This window comes from Klebsiella pneumoniae complex sp. WS1778 (assembly GCF_049472055.1).
Lineage (GTDB): Bacteria > Pseudomonadota > Gammaproteobacteria > Enterobacterales > Enterobacteriaceae > Klebsiella > Klebsiella quasipneumoniae.
Map to the genome: position 1 here is coordinate 298,366 of NZ_JBKGTJ010000005.1, position 16,330 is coordinate 314,695.

At 56.6% G+C, this 16,330-nt stretch carries 16 protein-coding genes and 1 riboswitch; of the genes, 12 read left to right on the plus strand and 4 right to left on the minus strand.

Translation table 11 applies throughout. The annotated features are described in order from the left end of the window. Window positions 1-103: 103 nt before the first annotated feature. Window positions 104-1,648, plus strand: a complete 1,545-nt coding sequence (gene malF / locus ACLEXF_RS21370; protein ID WP_017900124.1) for a maltose ABC transporter permease MalF — start codon at window positions 104-106, stop codon at window positions 1,646-1,648. Between the two features lie 156 nt (window positions 1,649-1,804). Continuing rightward, window positions 1,805-2,695 (plus strand): maltose ABC transporter permease MalG, encoded by an 891-nt coding sequence (gene malG / locus ACLEXF_RS21375; RefSeq protein WP_002884725.1) that lies wholly within the window; start codon window positions 1,805-1,807, stop codon window positions 2,693-2,695. Between the two features lie 193 nt (window positions 2,696-2,888). Here malG and psiE read toward each other — a convergent pair whose 3' ends face one another. Beyond that, window positions 2,889-3,299, minus strand: a complete 411-nt coding sequence (psiE, locus tag ACLEXF_RS21380; RefSeq protein WP_004206282.1) for a phosphate-starvation-inducible protein PsiE — start codon at window positions 3,297-3,299, stop codon at window positions 2,889-2,891. 370 nt (window positions 3,300-3,669) lie between these two features. Here psiE and ACLEXF_RS21385 point away from each other — a divergent pair, with 370 nt between their 5' ends. The 6 genes from ACLEXF_RS21385 (at window position 3,670) to ACLEXF_RS21410 (ending at window position 7,545) form a co-directional block, all read left to right on the plus strand. Further along, the gene (locus tag ACLEXF_RS21385; protein WP_423265810.1) at window positions 3,670-4,947 is read left to right on the plus strand and encodes a serine dehydratase subunit alpha family protein; all 1,278 of its coding nucleotides are present in this window, start codon (window positions 3,670-3,672) and stop codon (window positions 4,945-4,947) included. Between the two features lie 62 nt (window positions 4,948-5,009). After that, complete coding sequence (locus tag ACLEXF_RS21390; RefSeq protein WP_423265811.1) at window positions 5,010-5,750, plus strand: AzlC family ABC transporter permease; 741 nt, start codon at window positions 5,010-5,012, stop codon at window positions 5,748-5,750. Beyond that, complete coding sequence (locus ACLEXF_RS21395) at window positions 5,743-6,063, plus strand: AzlD domain-containing protein (protein WP_004206276.1); 321 nt, start codon at window positions 5,743-5,745, stop codon at window positions 6,061-6,063. Before ACLEXF_RS21390 ends, ACLEXF_RS21395 begins: the two co-directional genes overlap by 8 nt. A 19-nt stretch (window positions 6,064-6,082) precedes the next feature. After that, entirely contained in the window at window positions 6,083-6,463 is a 381-nt protein-coding gene (locus ACLEXF_RS21400; RefSeq protein WP_407259967.1) for a Rid family detoxifying hydrolase, read from the plus strand. A 108-nt stretch (window positions 6,464-6,571) separates the two neighbouring features. Beyond that, a complete protein-coding gene (locus ACLEXF_RS21405) occupies window positions 6,572-7,081 on the plus strand; it encodes a GNAT family N-acetyltransferase (RefSeq protein WP_080936246.1) in 510 nt (169 codons plus the stop codon). Between the two features lie 8 nt (window positions 7,082-7,089). After that, window positions 7,090-7,545 carry an acyltransferase gene (locus ACLEXF_RS21410; protein WP_032456809.1) on the plus strand — a complete coding sequence of 152 codons (456 nt, stop codon included), beginning with the start codon at window positions 7,090-7,092 and terminating at the stop codon, window positions 7,543-7,545. 48 nt (window positions 7,546-7,593) lie between these two features. Here ACLEXF_RS21410 and pgi read toward each other — a convergent pair whose 3' ends face one another. Continuing rightward, window positions 7,594-9,243 (minus strand): glucose-6-phosphate isomerase, encoded by a 1,650-nt coding sequence (gene pgi / locus ACLEXF_RS21415; protein WP_004206271.1) that lies wholly within the window; start codon window positions 9,241-9,243, stop codon window positions 7,594-7,596. 348 nt (window positions 9,244-9,591) lie between these two features. Continuing rightward, window positions 9,592-9,827: riboswitch (Lysine riboswitch) on the plus strand. A 179-nt stretch (window positions 9,828-10,006) separates the two neighbouring features. Between pgi and lysC the strand changes: the two genes are divergently transcribed. From lysC to ACLEXF_RS21430, 3 genes are all read left to right on the plus strand, one after another. After that, the gene (gene lysC / locus ACLEXF_RS21420; RefSeq protein ID WP_017900129.1) at window positions 10,007-11,356 is read left to right on the plus strand and encodes a lysine-sensitive aspartokinase 3; all 1,350 of its coding nucleotides are present in this window, start codon (window positions 10,007-10,009) and stop codon (window positions 11,354-11,356) included. 138 nt (window positions 11,357-11,494) lie between these two features. Then, window positions 11,495-12,424 (plus strand): ketopantoate/pantoate/pantothenate transporter PanS, encoded by a 930-nt coding sequence (panS, locus tag ACLEXF_RS21425; protein ID WP_017900130.1) that lies wholly within the window; start codon window positions 11,495-11,497, stop codon window positions 12,422-12,424. 116 nt (window positions 12,425-12,540) lie between these two features. After that, window positions 12,541-12,813, plus strand: coding sequence for a DUF3811 domain-containing protein (locus ACLEXF_RS21430; RefSeq protein ID WP_004177859.1), 273 nt, complete (start codon window positions 12,541-12,543; stop codon window positions 12,811-12,813). Here ACLEXF_RS21430 and rluF read toward each other — a convergent pair. Continuing rightward, window positions 12,810-13,673 carry a 23S rRNA pseudouridine(2604) synthase RluF gene (gene rluF / locus ACLEXF_RS21435; RefSeq protein ID WP_407259968.1) on the minus strand — a complete coding sequence of 288 codons (864 nt, stop codon included), beginning with the start codon at window positions 13,671-13,673 and terminating at the stop codon, window positions 12,810-12,812. The genes ACLEXF_RS21430 and rluF overlap by 4 nt on opposite strands. Window positions 13,674-13,871: 198 nt before the next feature. Here rluF and pepE point away from each other — a divergent pair, with 198 nt between their 5' ends. After that, window positions 13,872-14,561: a dipeptidase PepE gene (gene pepE / locus ACLEXF_RS21440; RefSeq protein WP_065697393.1), complete on the plus strand. Its 690-nt coding sequence runs from the start codon at window positions 13,872-13,874 to the stop codon at window positions 14,559-14,561. Window positions 14,562-14,673: 112 nt separating this feature from the next. Here pepE and ACLEXF_RS21445 read toward each other — a convergent pair whose 3' ends face one another. Continuing rightward, entirely contained in the window at window positions 14,674-16,305 is a 1,632-nt protein-coding gene (locus tag ACLEXF_RS21445) for a Na/Pi cotransporter family protein (protein WP_004206824.1), read from the minus strand. Window positions 16,306-16,330: the final 25 nt, after the last annotated feature.

The window sequence follows — 16,330 nt, forward strand, 5'->3', positions numbered from 1 at the left end:
GCGCTTGCGCTTACCCGCCCTACCACTACGGCTCGGACCGTAGGTCAGGTAAGCGAAGCGCCACCTGACAAATAAGCTTTCACCGCTGTAGAGGATGATCCCCATGGATGCCGTTAAAAAGAAACACTGGTGGCAAAGTCCGCAACTCACATGGTCTGTGATTGGCTTACTGTGCCTGCTGGTGGGTTACCTTGTTGTTTTGATGTACGCCCAGGGGGAGTACCTGTTCGCCATCATGACGCTGATTTTAAGCTCAGTTGGCCTGTATATTTTCGCTAACCGCAAGGCTTATGCCTGGCGCTATGTCTATCCCGGCCTCGCCGGCATGGGCCTGTTTGTCCTGTTTCCGCTGATCTGTACTATCGCTATCGCGTTCACCAACTACAGCAGCACCAACCAGCTGACCTTTGAGCGCGCGCAGCAGGTGCTGATGGATCGCTCCTTCCAGGCCGGCAAAGCCTATAACTTCACGCTGATCCCGGCAGGCGACGAGTGGAAGCTGGCCCTGACCGACGGTGAGAGCGGTAAAAACTACCTTTCCGACGCCTTTAAATTCGGCGGCGAGCAGAAGCTGGCGTTAAAAGAAACCGACGCCCTGCCGGAAGGCGAGCGCGCCAACCTGCGCGTCATTACCCAGAACCGCACCGCGCTGAACCAGCTGACCGCCGTGCTGCCTGACGACAGCAAAGTGATCATGAGCTCGCTGCGCCAGTTCTCCGGCACCCAACCGCTGTATACGCTTGGCGAAAACGGCGTGCTGACCAACAATCAAACCCACGTCAAATACCGCCCGAACAACGACGTTGGTTTCTACCAGGCCATCAACGCCGACGGTAGCTGGGGCACAGAAAAGCTGAGCCCGGGCTACACCGTGACTATCGGCTGGGACAACTTTACCCGCGTCTTCCACGATGAAGGCATCCAGAAACCGTTCTTCGCGATCTTCGTCTGGACGGTGGTGTTCTCGGTGCTGACCGTGGTGCTGACCGTCGCGGTGGGGATGATCCTTGCCTGCCTGGTGCAGTGGGAAGCACTGAAAGGCAAAGCGATTTACCGCGTCCTGCTGATTCTGCCGTATGCCGTACCGTCATTTATTTCGATTCTGATTTTCAAAGGTCTGTTCAACCAGAGCTTTGGTGAAATCAACATGATGCTCAGCACGCTGTTCGGCATTAAGCCGGCGTGGTTTAGCGACCCGACCACCGCGCGCACCATGATCATCATCGTCAACACCTGGCTGGGCTACCCGTACATGATGATCCTGTGCATGGGGCTGCTGAAGGCGATTCCGGACGATCTGTACGAAGCGTCGGCAATGGATGGCGCCGGCCCGTTCCAGAACTTCTTTAAAATTACCTTCCCGCTGCTGATTAAGCCGCTGACGCCGCTGATGATCGCCAGCTTCGCCTTTAACTTTAACAATTTCGTCCTGATTCAACTGTTGACCAACGGTGGTCCGGACCGTCTCGGCACCACCACCCCGGCCGGTTATACCGACCTGCTGGTGAGCTACACCTACCGTATCGCCTTTGAAGGCGGCGGCGGTCAGGACTTCGGCCTGGCGGCGGCTATCGCCACGCTTATCTTCCTGCTGGTTGGCGCGTTAGCGATTGTGAACCTGAAAGCCACACGCATGAAGTTTGATTAATTGGAATAACCAGGCGTTATTGGCGCGGGCAGTTTGGACTCGGCCAGCGCGGAAGAACCGGAGCGTACACGTAGTACGTGAGAATTCTGAGCACTGCCCGAGTTCAAAATGGCAAGCAAAATAGCCTGGTGCGAAGTCAAGGGGAGTAAAATTACAATGGCTATGGTCCAACCCAAATCGCAGAAGCTACGTTTATTTACCACGCATCTCCTGCTACTGATTTTTATCGCCGCGATTATGTTTCCGCTGCTGATGGTTATCGCCATCTCGCTGCGCGAGGGTAACTTCGCCACCGGCAGCCTGATCCCGGATACCATCTCCTGGGAGCACTGGCGTCTGGCGTTAGGCTTCAGCGTCGAACACGCGGATGGCCGCGTCACGCCGCCGCCGTTCCCGGTCCTGCTGTGGCTGTGGAACTCGATTAAGGTCGCCGGGATCACCGCGATCGGTATCGTCGCCCTCTCCACCACCTGCGCCTACGCTTTTGCCCGTATGCGCTTCCCGGGGAAAGCGACCCTGCTGAAAGGGATGTTGATTTTCCAGATGTTCCCGGCGGTGCTGTCGCTGGTGGCGCTGTACGCGTTGTTTGACCGCCTGGGCCAGTACATCCCGTTCGTCGGCCTCAACACCCACGGCGGCGTGATCTTTGCCTACATGGGCGGTATCGCCCTGCACGTCTGGACCATCAAAGGCTACTTCGAAACCATCGATGGCTCGCTGGAAGAAGCGGCGGCGCTGGATGGCGCGACCCCATGGCAGGCGTTCCGCCTCGTACTGCTGCCGCTGTCGGTGCCGATTCTGGCGGTGGTCTTTATTCTGTCGTTCATCGCGGCTATCACCGAAGTGCCGGTCGCCTCGCTGCTGCTGCGCGATGTGAACAGCTATACCCTGGCGGTAGGTATGCAACAGTATCTCAACCCGCAGAACTATCTGTGGGGCGACTTTGCCGCCGCGGCGGTACTCTCCGCCATCCCGATCACGGTCGTCTTCCTGCTGGCGCAGCGCTGGCTGGTGAACGGCCTGACGGCGGGTGGGGTGAAAGGTTAAGTTTTTTTTGTAACACCGGCCCCAAATTTCAGAGGAGGGCCGACGGTCTAGCCGCAATACACGACCCCAACCGGGTATTGTCGCCGTCGCCCTCAGCTGAAAAAGTAAGGCCAATGCCACTGCTATCCTCAACTGGACCCTACATAAATTCTATTTGTGACTGTTGGTCAGCGGCCCTGGAGGCCGCTTTTTTTTATTCGCGTTTCAGGCGATTAGAGTTACACAGCCAGAGCGTAATCACCAGAATCAGGATCGCGGCGGAATAAATAAGTACCGCCATCGGCGACTCATGGTCGATGATGATCAGACGCACAATCGCGGTGATGCCGATATAGACAAAATAGCGCAGCGGGAAATGGAACCCCGACTGAAAATACTTGACGATCAGCGCGATAAACTCGAAGTAGAGAAAGTAGACCACCAGACCTTCCACCAGCCGGTACTTACTGGTCGGCTCCGGGGTAAAGAGGACATCGGCCAGATGCAGCGTCTCTTTACCGAGGAAGACGATCAGGATAATCCCCAGGCACAGCAGCCCAAGATTCAAAACCGTTTGCATCGCTGTGGCGATAAAATTCACCAGTGGGCGATAAACCGACGACATATTCACACCTCATAATCAGTCCTTGTTGCGTCCGGTATAGCGCAAAAGTGTGATTCAGATCTACAGTTACCCCTCACCGCGTGGGCTTTAAATTTTTGCGCCCTCAGGGCAGGATTTCGGCAAAAGAGAAAAATGCTCTCCTTAACGGCGTGTGATCGACATGACTGATTCCCATGATTTGCATAAAAATTTGCTTATACAACCATTGTTAATCAATAGCTTAATTTACATACAAGCCTGCATGTTTAGATATAGCTAAAAATAAAACTTTTCTCCAGACCTTAATAAATAAAGGGTTATTTGAGAAAGTTTTTTTCTGCCGATTCCCTTAGCATATTTCCTCATCATCTTACGTCCAGGAATCATAATAATGTCTGACCAAACATCCTCTCTTTTTATTCGCTGGCTACAGCGAGAAGTCGCACCAGCATTAGGTTGCACTGAACCCGTTGCTATTTCATTTACCACCGCTTACGCCGCGAAACATTTAGCGATACCCTGCGAAAAAATTAGCGGTTTTATTTCTGCCAACCTGTATAAAAACGCCACGGGCGTCACGATTCCCGGCACGACAGTGAATGGCGTCGCGCTGGCCGCCGCCATCGGCGCCTTTGGCGGCGATGCCGATAAGGGATTACAGACCCTGGCAGGCATTACTTCACAGCATGTGGAACAGGCACAAGCGCTGGTGGACGCCGGCCACGTTAATATTGACGTCCAGGACACGCCTGACTTTATTCATCTCGATTTCACCCTCAGCGCCAGTGACCAGACCTGTCGCGTCGTGGTAAAAGGCACGCATACCAATGTGGTCGAGTTATATATTAATGGTGAACAGCAGCCATTACACGCCGGGGAAAATAGCGCCACAGCGCAGGCCGAACTGCCAACTTTCTCTCTCCAGGAAGCGTATGACTTTATTATCTCCACCCCGGTTGAGAATATTATGTTTATTCTGGAAGCCGCCCGCCTCAATAGCGCACTGGCTGCAGAAGGAAAATCGAAAAAGTATGGGTTGAATATTAACGGAACATTCTCTGAAGCCGTTAAAAATGGTTTGTTAAGCAATGACTTAATGAGTGAGGTCATTATCAACACCGTCGCGGCTTCCGATGCGCGTATGGGCGGCGCCCCGGTGGTCGCTATGTCGAACTTCGGCTCTGGCAACCAGGGGATCGCGGCGACCATGCCGGTGGTAACCGTCGCCGAGCATCTGAATGCCGATGAAGAGACGCTCGCTCGCGCGCTGGCGCTCTCGCATCTGACGGCCATTTCCATCCATTCGCGCTATACCCGCCTGTCCGCACTGTGCGCGGCCTCCACCGCCGCCATGGGCGCCGCCGCCGGTATGGCATGGCTGTTTACCCGCAATATCGAAACCATCAACACCGCCATCATCAATATGATTAGCGATGTTACCGGCATGATTTGTGATGGCGCCTCCAACAGCTGCGCGATGAAGGTGTCCTCGGTGGTCTCCAGCGCCTTTAAATCTGTATTGATGGCGATGCAAAACCGCTGCGCCAGCGCCAACGACGGCATTGTCTGCGCCGACGTCGAACAGTCGATTAATAACCTGTGCCGCCTCGTGATTAAGCCTATGGCGCAAACTGATAAAGAGATCATTCGCATTATGGTCAGCAAATAAGACCAGCCCTTTTGTACCCTACGCAATAATGATTTATTGCCTGCACCAACAGGTATTTTACGATGAATAAAAAAGTCATATTACGCGGCGCCAGCGCCATTATGCCCCTGTGCATCGGGGACTTTCCTTTCTCGTTCATTGTTGGCGCGTTAAGCGTCAGCGCCGGAATGAGCGTCTGGCAAAGTACCGCGTGGTCGGCGATTGTGATTGCCGGCTCGGCGCAGATGCTGGCACTGAATATGTTAAAAACCGGCGCCACTCTCGGCGTGATTATTTTCACCACATTAATTATTAATCTTCGCCACGTGCTGTATAGCGCCTCTATTTCCGGTACCGTGCGCGAAGCCTCATTCTTTAAAAAATGCTTTATGTCCTATGCGCTCACCGACGAGGTGTATGCCACCACCGTTAAAGAGATGGAAGGAAATAAAAAGGAAAAATATCTGTTTTATGGCTCGGCGATGATCACCTTCTGGGCGATTTGGGTGCTGGCCGATTTTCTTGGCGCGCTGGTCGGCGCCTCGTTTCCCCACATTGAAAAATACGGTCTCGATTTCGCCATGGTCGCCGCCTTTATCGCCATCGTGGTGCCGCAAATTAAAAGCCAGGCCTGCACCGTCGCCGCGGTAGTGGCCGCCGTTTCCGGCGTGCTGTTAGTGGTCCTGCCCTACTCGCTGGGTATCGTCGTCGCCTCCGTGCTCGGCGTCCTCGCCGGCCTGTGCGTCGACCTGGCGGAAGAGCGCAAGCAGAGGGCAACAACCGAATCCGATATGCCGTTAGTGGAGACGCTGGAAAATGAGTAATAGCTACTTTATCGCCCTGACGCTGGGCATGGCCGCGGTCACTTTTCTTATTCGTTTCTCGTTTATCGGCCTGGCCGGCAAGATCCAGATGTCTGAGCGGGTGACCAAAACATTGCGCTTCGTGCCGGTCACCGTCCTGCCGGCCATCATCACCATTCAGATCCTGAGCGTGAATTCCAGCATGGAGTTCGACTTAAAAAACCCGAAGGTGATCGCCGCTATTATCTGTACGCTCGCCAGCTTCCGTTTGGGTCTGGTGTGGGTGGTGGTCAGCGGCGTCGGCTCACTGGTGCTGTTGAATTATTTTCTGTAACTGTTTGAAGGGTAACCCCATGATTATTACTACCGCTGACGCGCCCGCCGCGATTGGTCCGTACGTTCAGGGCGTCAATCTCGGCGCGATGACCATCACCTCCGGCCAGCTGCCCATTAATCCGCAGGACGGCACCATGCCCGACGACATTGCCGAACAGACGCGCCAGTCGCTGGAGAACGTGAAAGCCATCGTCGAAGCCGCCGGCCTCAGCGTTGGTCAGATCGTCAAAACCACGGTGTTTGTGAAAGACCTGGCGGATTTTGCCGCCATCAATGCCGCCTACGAGGCCTTCTTTACCGAACATCAGGCGGCCTTTCCGGTGCGCTCCTGCGTGGAAGTGGCCAGGTTACCGAAAGACGCTGGCGTCGAAATCGAAGCGATCGCTTTCGCCCGTTAACCCCCCGGCTGGAGGAAGAACCTCCAGCCCCTTCCCCACCGATTTTTGTCGTTCCACGTTGTTCATATTACAGGCACTATAGCCACTGAATGACCCGAGGAACGCAGCATGTTGACTATCCGAAAGGCATTACCCGACGACGCGCCACAACTGAGCGCGATGGGTTATGCCAGTTACCAGCACCACTTCGCCCATCTCTGGCGCAATGCCGATGAATTGGCGTTATTTCTTAAGCAAGAATATGCCGAAGATGCGCTACATCGGAGTCTGACCGATGCCAACCATCATTGGCTCATCGCCGAAGCCGCTTCCCCCGTTGGTTTCGCTAAATATAGCTATCAACAGCGAATGGCTGACGACGGCACGACGGGTACGCTGCTGCATAAGCTCTACATGATGCCGGGGGAGACTGGCCACCGCTACGGCGAGCAGATTTTTCACGCCGTCGAGACGCGAGCAAAAACGGCCGGTGAAAGCTGGCTGTGGCTGGAAGTACTCGCCGCGAATCCCGCCGCGCGCCGTTTTTACGAACGCCAGGGGATGCAGCACATCAGAGACGCAACTTTTCATTCCGCCAGCCAGCAAAGCACCTTACATATTCTGGCCAAACCGCTATGAGAGGAACTATGCCTGAGCTTCGTGACACCGGCGTACGTAACGTCGTTTGTGGTGAAAATGTCGTTATTTACCAGCCCGCCAACCTGTATGACTGCACGCTGGGCGATAACGTCTTCGTCGGGCCGTTCGTTGAGATCCAGGGGAATACCCGCATCGGCGCGGAGAGTAAAATCCAGTCTCATACCTTTATCTGCGAGTACGTCACCATTGGTCGGCGCTGTTTTATCGGTCACGGGGTGATGTTCGCCAACGATCTGTTTCGCGACGGCAAACCAAACGCCGACCGCGCCAGTTGGGGGCGGATTGAGATTGGCGATGACGTGTCGATCGGTAGCGGCGCCACGATTCTGGCCGTCAGTATCTGCGACGGCGTGGTGATTGGCGCGGGCAGCGTGGTGACGAAGTCCATCACCGAGAAAGGCGTGTGGGCGGGGAATCCAGCCCGCCTGCTGCGACGGCTGTAAAAAAAATGCCGACCATAAGGTCGGCATTCCGTCTTAGCTGCGCAAGCGTTATGCGCGCCAGGCTTTATAACGGTTAATCAGACCGTTAGTGGAGCTGTCGTGGCTGCTGACTTCGCTGCCGTCTTTCAGCTCCGGCAGGATGCGGTTAGCCAGCTGTTTGCCCAGCTCAACGCCCCACTGGTCGAAAGTGAAGATGTTGAGGATCGCGCCCTGGGTGAAGATTTTGTGCTCGTACAGAGCAATCAGCGCCCCGAGGCTGAACGGGGTGATCTCACGCAGCAGGATGGAGTTAGTCGGGCGGTTGCCTTCGAACACTTTGAACGGCACCACGTGCTCCAGGGTCGCCGGATCTTTACCCTGATCGCGATATTCCTGCTCCACCACCTCACGGGATTTACCGAAGGCCAGGGCCTCGGTCTGGGCGAAGAAGTTGGACAGCAGCTTCGGATGATGATCGGAGAGCGGGTTGTGGGTGATAGCCGGGGCGATGAAATCGCACGGTACCATTTTGGTGCCCTGATGGATCAGCTGGTAGAACGCGTGCTGACCGTTGGTGCCCGGCTCGCCCCAGATGATCGGACCCGTCTGGTAGTCCACGGCGTGGCCATTACGGTCAACATACTTACCATTGGACTCCATGTTGCCCTGCTGGAAGTAGGCGGCAAAACGGTGCATGTACTGGTCGTACGGCAGAATCGCTTCGGTTTCTGCCCCGAAGAAGTTGTTGTACCAGATACCGATCAGCGCCAGCAGTACCGGCAGGTTTTTCTCCGCCGGGGTGGTGGAGAAGTGTTTATCCATCGCATGCGCGCCGGACAGCAGCTCAACGAAGTTGTCGAAGCCCACGGAGAGAATGATGGACAGGCCAATCGCCGACCACAGGGAGTAACGGCCGCCAACCCAGTCCCAGAATTCGAACATGTTGGCGGTGTCGATGCCGAACTCGCCAACCGCTTTCGCGTTGGTGGAGAGCGCCGCGAAGTGTTTAGCCACATGCTTGTCGTCGCCCGCGGTCGCCAGGAACCAGTCGCGCGCGCTGTGGGCGTTGGTCATGGTCTCCTGAGTGGTGAAGGTTTTGGACGCGACCAGGAACAGGGTGGTTTCCGGGTTGACGCTCTTCAGCACTTCGGCAATGTGGGTGCCATCGACGTTGGAGACAAAGTGCATGTTGAGGTGGTTTTTATACGGGCGCAGCGCTTCGGTGACCATGAACGGACCGAGATCGGAACCGCCAATACCAATGTTGACCACGTCGGTGATCGGTTTGCCGGTGTAGCCTTTCCAGCTACCGGAGATAATCGCTTCAGAGAAGGTTTTCATCTTCTCCAGCACAGCGTTCACTTCCGGCATCACATCTTTGCCATCAACCACAATCGGCGTGTTGCTGCGGTTGCGCAGCGCGACGTGGAGTACCGCGCGATCTTCGGTGCGGTTGATCTTTTCACCGGAGAACATCGACTTGATGGCGCCCGCCAGGTCGGTCTCTTTCGCCAGATCCTGCAGTTTAGCCAGCGTCTCTTCGGTGATGCGGTTTTTGGAGAAGTCCACCAGCATCAGATCGTCAAACGTCGCGGAAAACTTAGAAAAACGGTCGCTATCTTTGGCGAACAGCTCGCTGATAGTGACATCTTTCATTTCGTCGAAGTGTTTCTGTAATGCCTGCCAGGCAGAGGTCTGCGTTGGGTTGATGTTTTTCATTAGCAATACTCTTCTGATTTGAGATTGTGACTTCGGTCGATTGTAGCGCCGGTGACGGAAAATTGTGATGATTTTTGTGACTTGTCCCTGACGCCGGTCAGGAATCGGGTCAAAACGGAGTAAAAAGCCCCATTAGTATAGCTATCATAAGGCTTTTTTCTGTTAGCCGCAGGGGCATGAAAAATCCGCATAACCGCAGCGTTGACATAGCTGGCGTTAAGCCTTTATATATCCGCAGTGCTTACGTATTGTAAGTATCTATTGCTCGCGCATTTCACGCTACAGCGAAAGGGTATTCGCGGGGGATATAATGTCCTTATTCCCCCGGCCAGGTGAAAGACGTCGGTAATTGCCAGAAGAGGTGCGTTGCCCAGGTAACCGTATTGGAGGAACCAGTCCGGCGAAAATACGTGAGGGGGAGCAACGCCGAGGTGAAAGAGCGTCTGGTTACGCTCCTCACCGGCCACAGGGGCTGAATCCCCTGGGTTGTCACCAGAAACGTTCGCAGTCGGGCGTTTCATACCCGAACACTTCAGCGCCCAGAGCGGTGAGTCGGGTCTACAAGGTGGAGCACTTCTGGGTGACATCGTAGTTGTTTATCATTCTGCGCCACCCTGTTTATCGCTCTTCCCTTGTGCCATGGCTGAATAATTTGGCCTGGCTTATTAAGACATTTTGTTGCGATCCGGCGGCATCCAGCCCCTGCCAGGATCGGTGTTCAGGAATCGTTTTAATAAGTCAGGCCCCCTGACACGAGGTTGTTATGACAGATTTAGTCGTCGCCAAATTTGGCGGCACCAGCGTTGCTGATTTTGACGCGATGAACCGCAGCATTGATGTGGCGCTGCTTGATGCCAATACCCGTATTGTTGTGCTCTCCGCCTCTGCCGGCGTGACCAACATTCTGGTGGCCTTAGCGGAAGGGCTGGAACCCACCGAACGTTTTTCCCAGTTGGACGCTCTGCGCCAGATCCAGTTCAATATTCTGGAGCGTTTGCGCTATCCCAACGTGATCCGCGAAGAGATTGAGCGCCTGCTGGAAAATATCACCACGCTGGCGGAAGCCGCCGCGCTCGCCTCCTCTAGCGCGCTGACTGACGAACTGGTCAGCCATGGCGAACTGATGTCCACCCTGCTGTTTGTGGAGATTCTGCGTGAACGCGGAATTCAGGCGCAGTGGTTTGACGCCCGTAAAGTGCTGCGCACTAACGATCGCTTTGGCCGCGCCGAACCGGATATCGCCGCTGTCGCCGAACTGACCCAGCAGCAGCTGACGCCGCGTCTCGCGGAAGGCCTGGTGGTGACGCAGGGCTTTATCGGCAGCGAAGCGAAGGGCCGCACCACCACCCTCGGCCGCGGCGGCAGCGATTATACCGCCGCTCTGCTCGGCGAAGCGCTGAATGCCACCCGCGTCGATATCTGGACCGATGTGCCCGGGATCTATACGACCGACCCGCGCGTCGCGCCAGCGGCGAAACGCATCGACGTCATCGCCTTTGAAGAGGCGGCGGAAATGGCCACCTTTGGCGCCAAAGTGCTGCACCCGGCGACCCTGCTGCCTGCCGTGCGCAGCGATATCCCGGTATTTGTCGGCTCCAGTAAAGAACCGAAAGCGGGCGGTACGCTGGTGTGTAAAACCACCGAGAACCCGCCGCTGTTCCGCGCGCTGGCGCTGCGCCGCCGCCAGACGCTGCTGACGCTGCACAGCCTGAATATGCTGCACTCCCGCGGCTTCCTCGCCGAAGTGTTCGGTATTCTGGCGCGCCATAACATCTCCGTCGATTTGATCACCACCTCCGAAGTGAGCGTGGCCCTGACCATGGACACCACTGGCTCAACCTCTGCGGGCGATACCCTGCTGACCCAGGCGCTGCTGACCGAGCTCTCCTCGCTGTGTCGCGTGGAAGTGGAAGAAGACCTGGCGCTGGTTGCCCTGATCGGCAACGAGCTGTCGAAAGCCTGCGGCGTCGGCAAAGAGGTGTTTGGCGTCCTTGATCCGTTTAACATCCGCATGATCTGCTATGGCGCATCCAGCCACAACCTCTGCTTCCTGGTCCCTGGCGCCGATGCGGAGAAGGTGGTGCAGACGTTGCATCATAATTTGTTTGAATAAAATTCCTTAGCACGATAAACAATACCTATAGCCGGGCTCGAACCCGGCTTTTTTATAACAACATCAACACAACCAGCTGACCAGCTCGCCGCCCTACCGGTTCGGCGCGGCCGGTTTGCGTATCGCAAGGAACACAACATGCTCGCAACTCTGACGCGGCTGTTCCCGTTATGGGCACTGCTGCTCTCCGTTCTGGCCTATTACACCCCTACCACTTTCACCCCGATCGGCCCGTGGGTTACCACCCTGCTGATGCTGATTATGTTCGGTATGGGGGTACATCTAAAGCTGGCGGATTTCAAACGCGTCCTGTCGCGTCCGGCGCCGGTCGCTGCAGGGATATTTCTGCACTATCTGGTGATGCCGCTCGCCGCCTGGCTGCTGGCGCTGCTGTTTCATATGCCGCCGGAGCTCTCCGCCGGGATGGTGCTGGTGGGCAGCGTCGCCAGCGGGACGGCCTCCAACGTGATGATCTTTCTGGCCAAAGGGGACGTGGCGCTGTCGGTGACTATCTCCTCGGTCTCCACCCTGGTCGGCGTCATCGCGACGCCGCTGCTGACCCGTCTGTACGTCGACGCGCACATTCAGGTCGACGTCATGGGGATGTTGCTGAGCATTCTGCAGATTGTGGTCATTCCCATCGCCCTGGGGCTGATTGTCCATCATCTGCTGCCGAAGGTGGTGAAAGCGGTGGAACCGTTCCTCCCCGCTTTCTCGATGGTGTGCATTCTGGCGATCATCAGCGCGGTGGTGGCGGGTTCCGCGGCCCATATCGCGTCCGTTGGCCTGGTGGTGATTATCGCGGTGATCCTGCATAACACCATTGGCCTGCTCGGCGGCTACTGGGGCGGACGTCTGTTTGGTTTTGATGAATCCACCTGCCGTACGCTGGCGATCGAGGTAGGGATGCAGAACTCCGGCCTGGCGGCCGCGCTGGGTAAAATTTACTTCGGCCCGCTGGCGGCGCTGCCGGGAGCCCTGTTCTCCGTCTGGCATAACCTGTCCGGTTCGCTGCTGGCCGGATACTGGTCAGGGAAGCCCATCGCCAAAAAAGCCAGCAAGCGCTGAGCGTGACACGTCCGGGCGCAGGCCCGGGCGTGTGCGTGCTTTAGTTGCCATACAGGCTATCAGTAAAATATTCATTACCGTACACTGGGTGCTCTGGTCTGACTGAGGGCACCACCATGGCACTCCCCCGAATTACACAAAAAGAGATGACCGAGCGCGAACAGCGCGAATTGAAAACGCTGCTTGACCGCGCGCGCATTGCGCACGGCCGCCCGCTGAGCAATGCGGAAACGAACAGCGTGAAAAAGGAATATATCGATAAGCTGATGGCGCAGCGCGAAGCGGAAGCGAAGAAAGCCCGCCAGGTGAAAAAACAGCAGGCTTATAAGACGGATAAGGAAGCAACCTTTTCCTGGTCGGCGAATACACCGACCCGCGGCAGGCGTTAGCGCCCTTTCTTTTTACGTCCCGGCTGGGTGAAACGTTTGCCGTTGCCAGCCGGGCGGCCTTTATCGTTGCTATTTTCCATCTTCACCACCGGGCGCTTGATCCCGGGGATCGCCGCTTTGGCCTTCGGCTTCGCTTCGGAAGAGGAGTTTTCAATCAGCTTGAACAGGTCGATCAGCTCGTCATCGGTCAGATCGCGCCACTCACCCAACGGGATCCCCGTCAGGCTGACGTTCATAATCCGCGTACGCTCAAGCTTCGTCACTTCATAGCCAAAGTGCTCGCACATGCGACGGATCTGGCGGTTTAACCCCTGCACAAGGGTGATGCGGAAAACGAACGGCGCTTCTTTCTTTACCTTACATTTTTTGGTCACGGTCCCGAGAATCGGTACCCCCGCGCCCATGCCGCGAATGAACTCATCAGTCACCGGCTTATCGACCGTAACCAGATACTCTTTTTCATGGTCGTTGCCGGCACGCAGGATCTTATTCACCAGGTCGCCATGATTGGTGAGGAAAATCAGCCCCTGGGAGTCTTTATCCAGACGGCCGATAGGGAAGATACGCTTGCTGTGGTTGACGAAATCGACAATGTTGTCGCGCTCGCCGTCTTCTGTGGTGCTCACAATGCCGACCGGCTTATTCAGCGCAATCAGCACCAGATCATCCGCTTCGCGCGGCTCAATCAACCGTCCGTTAACTTTGACCAGGTCGCCAGGCTTCACCTGATCGCCAATCGTGGCGCGCTTGCCATTGATAAAGACGTTGCCTTGTTCAATAAAGCGGTCCGCTTCGCGACGCGAGCAGATGCCGCTTTCACTGATGTATTTGTTTAATCGGGTTGATGAGTCGGGCAGCATAGATTCTCCTGTAAAAGCGAAATATACCCTACCTTGTGGGCGAGAAAAAACCTGGATTGTATGATTCATTATCCAGAAGCTTCGTCGGGCTTGTGAACAGCATTCCGCTTACCTACATCATGCGCCATATCAGCGCGCCGGTATGGGGGCGATGCTAGAATTTCTGCTTCAATAATATTTTTAAAACAGGAAGAAAAGATGGAACTGCTGTTACTCAGTAACTCCACGCTGCCGGGAAAAGCCTGGCTGGAACACGCCCTGCCGCTGATTGCCGGTCGGGTCAAAGGGCGCCGTAAGGCGGTATTCATCCCCTTCGCTGGCGTGACGCAATCCTGGGATGATTACACGGCCAAAGTGGCTGCGGTTATGGCGCCCATGGCGGTCAGCGTAACCGGTATCCACAGCGTCGACGACCCTATCGCCGCCATTGAAAGCACCGAGATGGTGATCGTCGGCGGCGGGAACACCTTCCAGCTGTTGAAAGAGTGCCGCAGTCGCGGTCTGTTGGCGCCGATTGTCGATGTCGTCAAACGCGGGGCGCTGTATATCGGCTGGAGCGCAGGTTCAAACCTCGCCTGCCCGACCATTCGCACCACCAACGATATGCCGATTGTCGATCCGCAGGGATTTGATGCGCTGGGGCTGTTCCCGCTACAGATTAACCCGCACTTCACCAACGCGTTGCCGACCGGGCATCAGGGCGAAACCCGCGAACAGCGTATCCGCGAACTGCTGGTCGTGGCGCCGGAATTAACGGTGATTGGTTTGCCGGAAGGAAACTGGATCCAGGTCACCGATGGTCACGCGACGCTCGGTGGCCCGAACCCGACGCTGTTGTTCAAAGCGGGGGAAGAAGCGATAACCCTGCCTGCGGGCCACCGCTTCTGAGGCTGGGTGGCTAACGTTTCCCGGATAGCGGCGCATTGCGCCTTATCCGGGCTGCCTCAACGGGACGTCCAAACGCAAAACCCCGGTTAGCACAGCGTCGCCGGGGAATGGCTCAGTAGTCATCCCGTTCGTCGTCTTCATCCGGTTGCTCCATCACGCTGTAAGCCACCGAGCAGAACAGGCTGTTCAGGCGCTTCATATCCCCCAGCAGCGCCAGATGCAACGTACTGGTTTCGATACTCTGCACGTTCTGCTGATGCAGGCGGTCAACGTGCGCATGCGAGTAGCGGCGGTTAAGAATGCGGAACCGGTGTTTGCTGCGCCGCAGGCGACGGGCGCTCGGCACATCGCTGGAGAAGAAGACCGACATCGCCAACTGCAGATTGCTGAGCAGCAGATCGTACAGGGCGTCCAGCTCCTTTAACCCTTCCACCGAGAAGGCGCGACGCGCCGCCAGCGATTTATCGGCGATCTCGCTGCCCATCCGCTCGACGATATCGGAGGCCTGCTCGAGGTTTAACGACATCTCAATAATTTCCGCCCAGCGCCGGGACTCTTCTTCCGCCAGCTCATCCTTTGGCATTCGCGCCAGATAGAGCTTAATGGCGGTGTAGAGGACGTTGATATCGTCCGCCATGCGGCGCAGTTCTTTCTCCTGACGCGGTTCGCCATGCATCACCTTATGCAGGCTCTCCAGCATTTGCTCCATCGCGTCGCCAATGCGCAGCGTCTCGCGCGCGGCGTTGGCTAGCGCCAGCGCCGGGGTGTCCAGCGCCGACGGGTCAAGATGCTTGGGTTTGAGATGGTTATCCAGCTCGGGTTCATCGCGGATCATGCGCTGGCACAGCTTCGCCATCGGTCCGGCAAAAGGCACCATCGCGATGCAGCGCAGCAGGTTGTAAAAAACGTGGAAGTAGATAACCAGCTCGGACTCGGCCAACGGCAGCTTGTGCATCGCCGCGGCCAGCGGATGGACGAACGGCAGAATGATCAGGCTCCCCACCAGCTTAAACAGCAGGCTGCCCAGCGCCACCCGGCGCGCCGCCGCGTTCGCCGCGCTGTTGTTGAGCATCGCCAACAGCCCCGATCCCAGGTTGGCGCCAATCACCAGGCACAGCGCCACCGGGAAAGAGATCGCTCCCGCCGCGGTCAGCGTCGCGGTCAGCAGCACCGCCGCCAGGCTGGAGTAGCTAATGATCGCGAATACAGCGCCAATCAAGGCATCCAGCATGATATCCCCGGTCAGCGAGGCAAAAATCACCTGCACGCCGTTGGCCTGGGTAATGGGGTGGACGGCCTGCACAATCAGCTCCAGGGCCAACAGGATCAGCCCAAGGCCGATCCCTACTCGCCCCAGCTGCCCGGCGCGGGTCTGCTTGCGGCCGAGGAAGAAAATCACCCCGATAAAAATCAACAACGGCGACAGCCACGACAGGTCGAAGGTCAGTACCCTCGCCATCAGCGCCGTCCCAACGTCGGCGCCCAGCACCATCACCAGCGCCGGCGTGAGGCCCACTAAATCCTGGGCGACAAACGAGGTCACCAGCATGGTGGTGGCATTGCTGCTTTGTACCAGCGCAGTCACGCCAAGACCCGCGCAGAAGGCGAGCGGCTTTTTTTCTACGCTGCTACTGAGAACGGTACGTAGGCGAGCGCCATAGACGCGCATCACCCCGGTACGCACGATATGCGTGCCCCACACCAGCAGAGCGACCGCGGACAACAGGTGTAGCAGAGTTAACACGGAATCAGCTTCTCCTTATCGTTAT